The organism is Acinetobacter sp. YH16032, assembly GCF_013417345.1.
GTDB lineage: Bacteria > Pseudomonadota > Gammaproteobacteria > Pseudomonadales > Moraxellaceae > Acinetobacter.
This window is the reverse complement of record NZ_VPEE01000010.1, coordinates 12,146-25,065: the sequence shown is the minus strand read 5'-3', so window position 1 is coordinate 25,065 and position 12,920 is coordinate 12,146. Positions and strand designations below refer to the sequence as shown.

Sequence of the window (12,920 nt, the reverse complement as noted above, 5' to 3'; positions counted from 1 at the left end):
GAACTTGAGACAAGTCGAATATTATTTATTGTGCAGCTGCATCTACAACTGGAATTTTACCAATTTTAGCCTGCCAAATTTTTGGTGCAGTTGCGTGAACTGATGTACCTTTAACGTCTACTGCAACAGATACAGGCATATCTTTAACCACGAACTTATAGATTGCTTCCATACCTAAATCTTCAAAAGCGACAACTTCCGCTTCACGAATTGCTTTAGATACGAGATATGCAGCACCGCCTACAGCCATGAGGTAAGTTGCTTTATTGTCTTTAATTGCTTCGATCGCAGCAGGACCGCGGTCCGCTTTACCGATCATACCGAAAAGACCAGTTGCTTCTAAAACTTGACGTGTGAACTTATCCATACGTGTTGCAGTTGTTGGACCTGCAGGACCTACAACTTCGTCACCCACTGGATCAACAGGACCAACGTAGTAAATGAACTTACCTTTAAGGTCTACAGGAAGCTCTTCACCGTTGTTTAACATATCAACCATACGTTTGTGCGCAGCGTCACGACCTGTATAGATTGTACCGTTAAGAAGAAGTGTATCACCAGGTTTCCAAGAGTTCATTTCTTCTTGTGTGATGTTATCTAAGTCAACACGTTTAGAAGAAGATGAGTCCCAAGTGACTTCAGGATAGTCTTCAAGTTTAGGTGCAATAATATTTGCAACACCTGTACCGTCTAGTGTGAAGTGTGCGTGACGAGTCGCAGCACAGTTCGGAATCATACCCACTGGTTTGCCCGCAGCGTGACAAGGGTAGTCTTTAATTTTGATGTCTAGAACAGTCGTTAAGCCACCAAGACCTTGTGCACCGATACCTAAAGCATTTACTTTCTCGAAGATTTCGATACGAAGTTCTTCAAGTTTATTTTGCGGACCTCGACGAAGTAGTTCGTCCATGTTGATCTCTTCCATCAATGCTTCTTTTGCAAGCATCATGGCTTTTTCAGCAGTACCACCGATACCAATACCAAGCATACCAGGAGGACACCAGCCTGCACCCATGGTTGGTACAGTTTTCAGTACCCAGTCCACGATTGAATCAGATGGGTTTAACATTGCAAGTTTAGATTTATTTTCTGAACCACCGCCTTTTGCTGCAACAGTGATATCTACTTTGTTACCTGGAACAAGTTTATGGTAGATCACAGCAGGGGTGTTGTCTTTCGTATTCTTACGGCCAAAAGCAGGATCAGCAAGTACAGATGCACGAAGTACGTTAGAGTTTTCTAAGTAACCTTGGCGAACACCTTCGTTAATCGCGTCGTCTAAGCTCATTGTTAAATCAAATTTAACGTCCATGCCCACTTCAACGAATACGTTGACGATACCAGTATCTTGACAGATCGGACGGTGACCTTCGGCACACATACGTGAGTTGATTAAGATTTGTGCGATCGCATCTTTGGCTGCTTTGTTTTCTTCACGGTCATACGCACGACTCATTGCTTGGATGAAGTCTTGTGGATGATAGTAAGAAATGAACTGAAGCGCATCTTTAACGGATGTGATCAAGTCGTCTTGCTTGATAATAGTTGTCATACAAATATCTCTTGAGCGGGCTGATAGCTAGCGGGCTAAATTATAAGACAAAATGATTCAATTGTGGCTTTTTTGCTGAGGAATTGGGCGAAAGTTTAATTGGGAACACTGAGGGTTATTTTTCTAAATAATTTAAAAGAGGTTAGAGTTAGTTCTAACTTTATTAACTCATATAAAAGCAGGATTAATGAATAAATTAATCCTGTTTGGAAATAAATTTTATTTTTAAAATTCTTCAATTTTTTAAGATTTCGAAGTCAAGCTACATCTTGCTTATGTTGCTGAAAATCTGAATTATTTTTTGCCGTTGGTCTATATGGTGCATCTTTCAATCCTAGGTTTTCTCTTAATGTTTCACCTTCGTACTCCGTTTTATGTAAACCACGCTGTTGTAAAATAGGTACAACATGATCAACAAAATCTATAAAAGTACCTGGTGTGTAAGATGGTGAAATCAAGAAGCCATCGGCTTCTTCACTATGGAAAATTTCTTCAATCTGATCCGCTATTTGTTCCGCAGTTCCAATCAGTTGAGGAAGTAAAACACCTTGAGCGTAAAGTTGACCTATATCACGAATGGTTAGATTATCTTTATCAGAAAGCCGTTTAGCGAGGTTGAACAAGCCTTGCGAACCTGGTACCTCAATGTTGGAGATACCTTCATCTAAATGATATTGAGAAAAATCATGATCAGTATGAGCTGACAAAGTAATTAAACCAGAAATTGGGTCAGCCTTTTCATTGTGAAATTTTTGCTGAGCTAGTGCTGCTTCTTTAGTTTCGCCGATAAATGGAATGAATGCAGGAAAAATCTTAATTTGATCAGGATTACGACCATGGGAGATCGCTCGACGTTTCAGATCTTGATAAAATGCTTTACGACCTTCACTGGTTGGATCAATTTCAAAGATCGCTTCTCCCCATTTTGCAGCAAAATCACGACCACGATCTGATGCCCCAGCTTGGAAAAATACTGGGCGACGTTGTGGAGATCTAGGAACAGAAAGCGGACCTTGCACATTGAAGTTGCTAGTTTTATGCCCTGTAATATTGATCTTGTTAGGGTCTGCAAATGTACCAGATTCTTTGTCTGCAAGTATTGCATCTGCTTCCCAACTGTTCCAAAGTTTCAAAGCGAGGTCAACAAATTCCTCAGCACGGTCGTAACGTAAGGATCGGTCTAAAATATCTAAGTGTCCAAAATTTTTGCTCTCAGCTTCATTTAATGAAGTAACAATATTCCAGCCTATTCTACCATTTGATAAATGATCAATCGTTCCGAACGCACGAGCGATGTCAAATGGACTAAAATGTGTGACTGATTTAGTGACAGCAACCCCTAGATATTTTGTAACAGCGGCAATACTTGTTGCAACGTGAAGAGGGTCGAGGCTTGCTGTAAATTGAACGCCTTTTTGAATCGATGCTTCAATTGAATTCCCAAATCGTTCTGGAAAAGCAAGCATGTCTGCAAAAAAGACAAAATCAAATTTCCCCCTTTCTAATGTCTTGGCAATTTCGTGATAGTAGGAGGCTCGTGTAAAATCAATTCGACTTTCAGGATGTCGCCACGCAGAATGACTATGCGTGACATGTGAAGCCATGGTGAAACCAGCAAGATGAAGTTTTTTCGACATGGATTGATGCTCTCATTATGAATACATCTACCTTAATGTGATTGTTTTTTAAAAAAAATAATTAATTTAGAAATCTTTTTATAATAAAAATATTTATGATTTAATGAATAGTTTATGTATAAAAATTAATCTCAACGAATTAAACCAATATTAATCCAATGCTTAAAAATACGTTGATAAATATCATAGATAAATAAAAATATTTGAGATCCAAATTTTTTCCAAATATAAATCCCAAAAAAGTTGATGATAAAAGCAAGATAAAATGCACCGATCATATCAAGAGGGAAGTGAACGCCAAGATAAATACGCGACCATGCGACACTTAATGCAAATACAAAAAAAATTGCGGCAAGTTTAAAACATCGAGAAAATAAAAAACCAAAAGCTACAGAGCTGAAAAATAACATATGATCGCTAGGAAATGATCCATTTGCTTTGTGTTCAAGTAGCGTCATTCCTATGGGGATGGCAAAGGGGCGAGGGCTATAAATAAAGTGAGAAATTAGCTGACTTGTAGCGAATGCTAAAATAGTCACAAAGAATATTCTAAGCAGAGTTTCTTTCGTATTTTTACTGACTAAGAACCATCCAATAAAGAAAAAACAGATCACAAAATAAAACAGATCATGTGCAATAAAAAATGCAAATCGAATTAATCCTGTTGATGAGTCAGGAGAAACGTTGAGTACATCGAATAGAAAATAATTAAATTGTTGTAGGGTCATGAATGAAGATTAAGAATGAGATGAACTATCTTTATCAAAATATTACTTGAAACGTACGGTTAATTTGTCATTTTATGTGTACCATAGAAACGTTTTGAAGATGCCTTTTTAATCATCACAAAAAGGCATCTAATTTAATTAAGCAGATTGTTGATCTGCTTGAATAGCGGTGAGTGCAATAGTGAAAACAATGTCATCGACCAAAGCTCCTCGAGATAAGTCGTTGACCGGCTTATTTAAACCTTGCAACATTGGTCCAACACTTACAACGTTTGCAGAGCGCTGAACAGCTTTATAGGTGGTATTACCTGTATTAAGATCTGGGAAAATAAAGACATTGGCGCGTCCAGCCACTTGAGAGTCAGGAGCCTTAGAACGTCCCACACTTTCGACAGATGCAGCATCATATTGAAGGGGGCCATCAATCAATAAATCTGGACGACGTTGTTTTGCGATGCGTGTTGCTTCAGCAACTTTTTCAACATCAGCACCTGTGCCAGATGTTCCTGTTGAATATGAAATCATGGCAATACGTGGATCAATACCAAACGCTTTGGCTGAGTCGGCAGATTGAATCGCGATTTCAGCAAGTTGCTCTGCATTAGGATCTGGATTGATTGCACAGTCACCATAAACATACACTTCATCTGGTAATAACATAAAGAAAACAGACGAAACTAAAGAGTAATCAGGTGCCGTTTTAATCAACTGAAATGCAGGGCGAACTGTATTGGCTGTGGTATGAACTGCACCTGAAACTAATCCATCCACTTGATCTAGTGCTAGCATCATGGTTCCAAGAACCACTGTATCTTGTAACTGTTCTTTCGCTTGCAGTTCATTTAACTTGCCTTTACGCAACTCAACCATTGGTGCAACATAGTTGTCCCGGATGAGATCTGGATCAATAATTTCTAAATCATCAGGTAATTCAATCCCTCGAGCTTTGGCTACATCTAAAACTGCTTCTGGTTTTGCCAGTAAGATACAGTGAGCAATACCACGTGATTGGCAGATCGCGGCTGCTTGAATCGTACGAGGTTCATCACCTTCAGGAAGAACAATTCTTTTCTTCGCTGCAATTGATTTTTGTACCAACTCATGACGGAATGCAGATGGAGAAAGTCGTGGTTGGTATGAGCCATTCAGCAACTGCGTTACCCAATCCGCATCAATATGGCTAGATACAAATCGAGTGACTTGTTCAGCGCGAGCAGTATCATCTACAGGAATTTCATTGCTTAAATTAGCCAATTGAGTCGCTGTTTCAAATGTACTCAGTGGTGTGTGTAAAATAGGTAAGCCCTGTTTTATCGCAGCTTGGCAGAAAGCCAGTACTTGTTGATTAGGCGCATAATGTTCAGTCAGTACTAAACCTGCAAGAGGAATACCATTGCTGCTTGCTAAACTACTTGCAAGTAAGACATCAATACGATCTGATGCGCTAATAATCAGTTCTCCTGCCGTGAATTTGTGCAGTTCGCGCTCGATATTTGAAGCGATCAGGCTACTATGCAGAACACGTCGTTGTGCAGCCTCACCTAAGTTAATCCATTCTGCTTGAATATGTTGCGCGATATCAGACATTCGCGGCACACTTAAAGTATTACTAAATGGTACTAATGCAATAACAGGAAGTTGTTTGGAACCAATCAGTGGATGTGTTTTTTGAATTTCCCCAACAAATTGTTGAGTCTCTTGTGTCAGACGCAGACTTGGATCAATGGTCACTGGAATCTGTGCAGACTCCTCGGACAGACCTTTGGTTCGCATGAACAGCACACCAGCTGTTCGGTTGCTGTTTGCTCCACCAAAATTACGTAATTGGGTTTCTACTTTTTCTGCTGTATAGGCTGGTTGTTTGATATCAGCATTGCTCACAATGATGACTTTCGCATCTAGTGCTTGAGCAAGTTGAGCATTCAGTTCAGATGCAAAACTATCACGACTGTTTGGAACTAACCCTTCCACAATAATAAGATCATGTTTTTTAGCAATTTGACGATGTAGACGAACAGCTTCTTCTAATAACTCATCACTTTCACCAGCATTTAATTGCTGAACTACATTTTGATATGAGATTGGTTCAACTGTTTCGTTCTGAGAAACATGGCGGAATAACGCTGTGGTGCGATCGAAATTTTCAGCATGTACTTCTTGTGAAAATGGCTTCACAAAACCAGCTTTTACACCTTGACACTCAAGTGCATAAATTAAGCCTAAACACGCTGATGTCAGACCTACACCTTCACCAGTTGGAACAAGTACAATTGTTTTCATATCATCAAAATCTATATCTAAAAATAAAAAATAAATATGTCTGCGTGGGCGACTACTTAAGCAGTCGTGGTTTCAAGTTCAGACTTTTTTTCAGATGAATTCACATCTCCGATTTGATTCACCACATGTTCTGTTTCTTGTGCAATACGTCCTTCTTCATCTGTAGGAATGACCCAAATTTGCGGACCAGTACCATTATCAATGCGACCTTCTGTACCGCGAGCTAATTGGTCATTTTTTTCTTTACTAAAGTTAAAACCAAAATGTGGCAAATAAGATAATGTTTTTTCACGAATAAATGCTGAGTTTTCACCAATACCACCTGTGAAGAATAAGCCATCAAGACGAGGTAAACCACAGCTAAGTGCTGCTAATGATTTAGCAAGACGATAGCAGAATACTTCAATAGCAAGTGCAGCATCTTCATTGCCTTCTTCTGAAGCTTCGATAAGTGTTCGCATATCGTTTGACAGGTTTGAAAGTCCTAATAAACCAGATTGGCTATTGAGCATTCTGTCAATTTTGTAAATGTCCCATCCTAGGTTTTTGGCTAAAAAATTATGTAAACTTGGGTCTACATCACCACTACGGGTACCCATCACTAAACCTTCGAGTGGCGTTAATCCCATAGAGGTATCAACACTTTTACCATTCCAAATTGCACAAGTAGAACTACCATTGCCTAAATGAGCGGTGAGCCAACCACCTTCACGGAAACTACCAGCAAGCTCAGAACCACGATCTGATACATAGGCATGGCTCGTACCGTGGAATCCATAGCGGCGAACATTATGTTCAGTGTATAAAAATTTTGGTACCGCATAACGATAGGCATGCGCTGGCATTGTTTGATGGAACGCTGTATCAAACACTGCAACCTGCGGTAAGTCTGGGAACAAACGTTTAGTCGCTTCGATCCCAACGAGATGTGCAGGATTATGTAATGGAGCTAAAGGTGTTGCTTCACGGATTTTTTCAATAATTTCATCGGTGATTAACTCTGCTTGAGTTAAAGAACCACCATGTACAATACGATGACCAATGGCATCAGGCTTGTGATTCGCTAAGCGAGATAATCCAACTTCAAGTGCTTCTTTATGGTCTGCATTTGGAATACGAATATCAACTGGTTCGTTGCCTACAGTCACGCCTTTGATGCGCGCTTCTGGCGTACCTAAGTTTTCAGCAAGACCGTGAATTCGGAAATCTTGATCTTTAAGTAATAATGCAAACTTGATCGAAGAAGAACCGCAATTGATGATAAGAACTGAATGAGGCATGGTGTGTTCCTTTACTGGCAATTTTAATATTTCGTTTGTTTTCTTCCAAATGAACAAAAAATGTTATTTCTTGATCGTGAAGCATTTGTATCATGCGTTTTTTTATTGTCCTAGATAGACTTTAGGTGATTAGACTTAAGCACTATCGACCACTAAGGCGATAATAATTAAAATTTATAGTCTTTCTTTATTCATTTATTAAATAAATGATGGTTATGTTTTAATTAAATTGTATGCGTAAAACATAGCATGTATTGTATTTTTTATATACCACTTCTGGTTTGTAATTGATTTAATTTATACGTTTTTTATTTCGTTATGAAGAGTTGAATCACTCAAAAACAAAGCCCTTTACTCAAAGGGCTTTGTTTTTTTAAGTTAGATTTATTGACGGATTTGGCCATCGCCTAAAACAATCCATTTTTGTGAGGTGAGTCCTTCTAATCCGACTGGACCTCTGGCATGAATTTTATCTGTTGAAATGCCGATTTCAGCACCTAAACCATATTCAAAACCATCAGCAAAACGAGTAGAGGCATTAACCATGACCGAACTTGAATCGACGCGAGTAAGGAATTTTCGGGCCGTGCTAAAGTTTTCAGTAATAATCGAATCAGTGTGATGCGATCCGTATTTATTGATATGCAAAATTGCTTCTTCAACGCCACTGACCACTTTAACCGCTAAAATAGGTCCTAGATATTCCTCATACCAGTCTTCTTCGGTCGCAGTTTTAATCTGTTCACCTAAAATTGCTTTGACTTTCAAGCAACCACGCAACTCAACTTGTTTTTCAGCATAAAGTTCAGCAATGCGAGGCAGAAAGTCATCAGCAACTTTTTCATCAACCAGCAGCGTTTCCATGGCATTACATACGCCATAGCGATGAGTTTTTGCATTTAACGCAATTGGCAATGCTTTTTGTAGATCTGCTTGGGCCTCAACGAAGACGTGACAGTTACCATCAAGATGTTTGATTACAGGAATAGTCGCTTCACGTGTAATACGTTCAATTAAGCCTTTGCCACCACGTGGAACAATAACGTCAACATACTCAGAGAGGGTAATCAATTGCCCAACTGCAGCACGATCTGCTGTATTGACAACTTGGACTGCGTTAACTGGTACACCAGCTTGCTCTAAACCTTTTTGAATTGCGGTAGCAATGGCTTTGTTTGACTCTAATGCCTCTGAACCACCGCGAAGAATGATGGCATTGCCAGACTTAATCGCTAAAGAGGCTGCTTCTAGAGTGACGTTAGGACGTGATTCATAAATCATACCTACGACACCTAAAGGCACTCGCATTTTTCCAAGCTGAATACCAGACGGGCGATAAGCTAGGTCAGTAATTTCACCAATGGGATCAATTAAACTGATGACATCTTTAAGACCTTGTAACATTCCACTGAAGCGTGTGGGTGTAAGTTCCAAACGATCGAGTAATGCGCTGTCTAAATTGTTTTCATGACCACGAGTCATGTCTAGTTTATTCGCAGCTAGAATTTGAGCTTGATGGTCTTCCAAAGCGGTATGGATTGCCGTCAAAGCATTATTTCGTTCAAAAGTCGAAGAGCCAGCCAAAAAGCGTGAAGCTTCACGCGCATTCTGACCGACGACTTGCATGTACTGTTCGATGGAGTCTTGCATAGCAGTTTAACTGATCATTTTAAAATCTCATTCAAATAGTAGCAGCGCAGATGACAACAATCTATGTTTATCAGCGAAAAAAGCTAAGTTGATAAAACTTGTAACTATTTTTAGAACCTAACGGCAGTTAAAAAAGATAAAAGGTGAATTCTTGCATTGCGCAGATTTCATGCATCTGTATAAAATGAAATGAATGTTAATTATGTTGCATAATCATAACGAATTGAGAGTATGATCAAATTAACGGCTGTGAAAACAAAACAATAAAGCCAAATGGAGATAAGGGAATGAATTCCATGATAAAAATGGAGCTTGAAGATTATTCAGCTGAAGACAGCACTCATTTTTTTGATCTGTACCATAAAAATAGTTTTAAAGAGCCGCCACGAACCACATGGATTGATGGCTGGAAAATTGAATATATGGCGATCGCATCGCCAGAAACACTGTACCAGACGCCAACGCTGATTGTCGGAGGCGCATTTCAAAATTTTAATTCATATAAATATTGCGTTGAACAGCTCTTCGAGAAAGGACCTGTTATTTTAATCGACTTACCATCTTTAGGTTCAAATCAACAAATCCACAATCGTGATACTGGAATTTCTGCTGGTACTCTAGAGCTACCAGAGCTTTCAAAAATGTTAGGTCAATGGTTGGATTTGGTGGAGATTAAGAAAGTCTCTGTCATGGGGATGTCATTAGGCTCTGTGGTTGCTTCCTGTTTTGCTCATTATCGCCCAGAACTGGTAGATCGATTGATTCTGATGGGCGTCATGCAGAAGACGCGTAAAAGCTGGCGTATGTTGCTTGAAGAGTCATTAATATTGATGCAAGAGCAACGTATGGATGAGTTTGGTCAGGCTGTCATTTTGTACTTGGTGAATCATGCAAAATTAGATCAAACGCGTATGTCTCCAACAGCTAAACGACTTTTTTATAAGCAGATGTCTGAGTTTGATATCGCTGAGCGTGAGCGATATGAAATCAACTGTAATCGTTTATTGCGTCTTTCCCATGTTCCAATACCGATGTGTAAAACATTGGTAGCATGTGGTCAATTCGATAGTTTTACTTTGCCATTTGAGAATGCGAATTTTGCCTTGCAATGTCCTGATGTTGAGTTTGCAATGATTGCAAATGCGGATCATGTGCCTCAACTGCAACGCCGAAAAGAAACCATGAATCTTTTTACCAGTTTCTTAAAAGGCGAATCGATTCATAATCTAGATGGGATCATTTATTTAGATAAAGACCAAATGCAATCTTTGGATCGTAGAGGAGAAGTTCGATTTGCCCTTAAAAATGCACATTCTGTTTTAATTCATCAAACAAATGCACAACGTTTTGAAGTTGAAATTAAAGACCTGAATTACTTTGGTGTATCATTCTTTTTGGATGACCCATCTCAAGTTGAAGTATTACAGGCAAATGCTCGAAGTTTTGCAATTGAATTTGAGGATGAGCAAGGACATTTTGCTGTCGAATGTTTAATGTTCGATTTTATTGGAAATGAAGTAAGAGCATTATTCAAGCATGGTTATTTTGAAGTAGCTGATCGCTTACTTCAATTTATAGATACCCATAAACACAATGACAGCGTGGATTAGGCTGTCATTGAATTCATTTGAATCAAAAAATAGATACTTCGTAATATTGCTACGAACGAATCATTATTTTATTGCATGAATCATCCATACTAGATCACCAAGATGCTGATCTGTATCCATATTTTGATTCTTTTTTTCAAAATACAGTTGAGGTTGAATGACTTCAACTTCAGTAAAACCTGACAGTTTAAAAAAGTGCTGTACCTCTAAAGGGTCTTTAAAGTGGAAGGTAAATGCACTTCTTGAAGCGTATTTGAGTAATTTGCTGCTCGACCAAATTAAGTTAGCCAGTTTATGTTGCACAGGCTCGGGATAAAGGTCAGTTAAATAATGAAGCGTTTGGAATGGTTGACCAAAACGCACAATCGAATTCAGCAATTGTTTGAGTAAATCTTGATTAAAATAATTGATTAATCCTTCACTGATAATCACTAGCGGTCGTGTTGGGTCGAATTCGTCAAAAGCTGTTTTGAAATCATCCGTGAATAAGTCTGCTGATAAAACTTTAGGGCTTTCGGGATCGATTTTATTCAAAGCGGATTGTTTTGTGGTAGCCATGTCTGGTAAATCTAATTCGCGATAATCTATTTCGGGATAATGGGATCTAAACCACCAACCACGAGGTGAAAGTCCCGCTGCAATTTCTAAAATTTGCAGGTTTGGATATTGTTTGATTAATAATTTTAAGTGATCGTCTAATAATGTATGTCGTGTCTTCAGGGTTGAACGCATACTTCCACCGATAAACTTCTCAGCCATACTTTCAAAAGGGTGAGCGAATTGCACCAACGCTTTACCTTTCGAAGTCGCAAATGCTTCGTGAGAGATACCCATTTGGTACCAAATATAGCCAGTGTAGTGAGCAGTAAACGAAATATGACGGTGCTTTGATTGTTTTGATTGAGACATACACATCCTTGGCTATGATTATTATTGGATTGGTCAAGATAAAGGGAGCATTAGAATGCTCCCTGTATTATTAAAATGATTGTCTAAAATCTTCAATGACCTTTTTGACAGATTTCCATTCGTTGCCTAAGTCAAGTTGTTCACCAATGCGAATCTCTTGAATCTTACCGCGCATACGCTCTAAGCGTTCTTGGTTCGGCAATGGATAACTCTCTATGGCACTGAGCGCGACACATGCAGATTCCCGATTATTGCAGACTAAGCCCATATCACAGCCAGCTTCAAGCGCGGCTTTGATGCGAGCATCTGCACCACCTGCAACACAAGCTGCTTGCATACTTAAGTCATCAGAAAACAGGACACCGTCAAACTGAAGTGTTTCACGAAGTACTTTTTGAACCCAATACTGAGAAAAACCAGCAGGATTTGGATCTACTTTTTCATAAATCACATGTGCTGGCATGAGTGCGTCAAGTTGAGGTTGGAGTTGAATAAAGCTTTGCATATCTTGAGCTTCAATTTCAGCATAACTTCGTGTATCCACAGCTGCCGCAATATGTGAATCTGCTTTAACCGAGCCATGGCCAGGGAAGTGTTTCCCCGTGGTTGCCATACCAGCGCGTTTCATACCTTGCATAAAGGCTTGGGCTAAAGGGATGATATCTGAGATATTTTTAGCAAAAGCACGGTCACCAATAACATCGCTGATGTCGTTAAGGTCTAATACAGGTGCAAAGCTGAAATCGATCCCGACTGCAAGAACTTCGGTAGCCATGAGCCAACCGCATTGTTCAGCCAATTCAATTGATCGTTCTGGCTGACTTAAATAGAGCTCACCGAAACGTCCCATGGCAGGAAGGAGAGTGAAGCCTTGTTTTAAACGTTGTACGCGTCCGCCTTCTTGATCGACTGCAATTAAAATATCGGGACGAACTTGGCGCATATGATCCGTTAAGGCGCGAACTTGTTGAGGTGATTCAATATTTCTTCCAAACAAAATGACTCCACCAACTTGTGGAGATTGTAGGAGTTGAATATCTTCTTGATTAAGTGTTGTGCCCTCAATATCAAGCATCAATGCGCCAATCATAGTGGAATCCGTGATTCTAATTTTAAAAGAGAAAACAATACCCGAATTTTGCAATGATTTGCTACATTTTCTCCGTACAGATTATGATAAAACTATACGGCAGAAATAAAAAAGTTGTTTAAGGTTTTGAATATTAATATTTCTATCTGAAAACAATAGTGTAAATTTGGTTTATCCAAGGAAA

Annotated in this window: 9 protein-coding genes; 1 reads left to right on the top strand and 8 read right to left on the bottom strand. The window is 39.2% G+C overall.

Annotated features, from left to right (window positions below; translation table 11 throughout):
• Positions 1-25 precede the first annotated feature (25 nt).
• The 6 genes from FTV32_RS07600 to FTV32_RS07575 all read right to left on the bottom strand — a co-directional run bounded on the left by FTV32_RS07600 (position 26) and on the right by FTV32_RS07575 (position 9,127).
• Entirely contained in the window at positions 26-1,552 is a 1,527-nt protein-coding gene (locus tag FTV32_RS07600) for a fumarate hydratase (RefSeq protein ID WP_180028336.1), read from the bottom strand.
• 257 nt (positions 1,553-1,809) lie between these two features.
• Entirely contained in the window at positions 1,810-3,189 is a 1,380-nt protein-coding gene (locus FTV32_RS07595; protein WP_180028335.1) for an LLM class flavin-dependent oxidoreductase, read from the bottom strand.
• Between the two features lie 131 nt (positions 3,190-3,320).
• Positions 3,321-3,917 (bottom strand): phosphatase PAP2 family protein, encoded by a 597-nt coding sequence (locus tag FTV32_RS07590; RefSeq protein ID WP_180028334.1) that lies wholly within the window; start codon positions 3,915-3,917, stop codon positions 3,321-3,323.
• Positions 3,918-4,055: 138 nt separating this feature from the next.
• A complete protein-coding gene (gene pta / locus FTV32_RS07585; protein WP_180028333.1) occupies positions 4,056-6,197 on the bottom strand; it encodes a phosphate acetyltransferase in 2,142 nt (713 codons plus the stop codon).
• Between the two features lie 56 nt (positions 6,198-6,253).
• On the bottom strand, positions 6,254-7,477 hold the full coding sequence (locus tag FTV32_RS07580; RefSeq protein ID WP_035265285.1) for an acetate/propionate family kinase: 1,224 nt from the start codon (positions 7,475-7,477) through the stop codon (positions 6,254-6,256).
• Positions 7,478-7,861: 384 nt separating this feature from the next.
• Positions 7,862-9,127 (bottom strand): glutamate-5-semialdehyde dehydrogenase, encoded by a 1,266-nt coding sequence (locus tag FTV32_RS07575; protein ID WP_035265287.1) that lies wholly within the window; start codon positions 9,125-9,127, stop codon positions 7,862-7,864.
• Between the two features lie 287 nt (positions 9,128-9,414).
• Here FTV32_RS07575 and FTV32_RS07570 point away from each other — a divergent pair, with 287 nt between their 5' ends.
• Complete coding sequence (locus FTV32_RS07570) at positions 9,415-10,737, top strand: alpha/beta fold hydrolase (protein ID WP_035265288.1); 1,323 nt, start codon at positions 9,415-9,417, stop codon at positions 10,735-10,737.
• 63 nt (positions 10,738-10,800) lie between these two features.
• On the opposite strand, the gene FTV32_RS07565 is transcribed toward FTV32_RS07570, so the two are convergent.
• Both FTV32_RS07565 and nagZ read right to left on the bottom strand, forming a co-directional pair.
• Positions 10,801-11,646 carry a class I SAM-dependent methyltransferase gene (locus FTV32_RS07565; RefSeq protein WP_035265290.1) on the bottom strand — a complete coding sequence of 282 codons (846 nt, stop codon included), beginning with the start codon at positions 11,644-11,646 and terminating at the stop codon, positions 10,801-10,803.
• A gap of 70 nt (positions 11,647-11,716) precedes the next feature.
• Positions 11,717-12,736: a beta-N-acetylhexosaminidase gene (nagZ, locus tag FTV32_RS07560; protein WP_035265292.1), complete on the bottom strand. Its 1,020-nt coding sequence runs from the start codon at positions 12,734-12,736 to the stop codon at positions 11,717-11,719.
• Positions 12,737-12,920 lie beyond the last annotated feature (184 nt).

Coding starts and splice junctions, on each gene's coding strand:
- FTV32_RS07600 (WP_180028336.1), bottom strand. CDS start 1,552: ATGACAACTATTATCAAGCAAGACGACTTGATCACATCCGTTAAAGAT.
- FTV32_RS07595 (WP_180028335.1), bottom strand. CDS start 3,189: ATGTCGAAAAAACTTCATCTTGCTGGTTTCACCATGGCTTCACATGTC.
- FTV32_RS07590 (WP_180028334.1), bottom strand. CDS start 3,917: ATGACCCTACAACAATTTAATTATTTTCTATTCGATGTACTCAACGTT.
- pta (WP_180028333.1), bottom strand. CDS start 6,197: ATGAAAACAATTGTACTTGTTCCAACTGGTGAAGGTGTAGGTCTGACA.
- FTV32_RS07580 (WP_035265285.1), bottom strand. CDS start 7,477: ATGCCTCATTCAGTTCTTATCATCAATTGCGGTTCTTCTTCGATCAAG.
- FTV32_RS07575 (WP_035265287.1), bottom strand. CDS start 9,127: ATGCAAGACTCCATCGAACAGTACATGCAAGTCGTCGGTCAGAATGCG.
- FTV32_RS07570 (WP_035265288.1), top strand. CDS start 9,415: ATGAATTCCATGATAAAAATGGAGCTTGAAGATTATTCAGCTGAAGAC.
- FTV32_RS07565 (WP_035265290.1), bottom strand. CDS start 11,646: ATGTCTCAATCAAAACAATCAAAGCACCGTCATATTTCGTTTACTGCT.
- nagZ (WP_035265292.1), bottom strand. CDS start 12,736: ATGATTGGCGCATTGATGCTTGATATTGAGGGCACAACACTTAATCAA.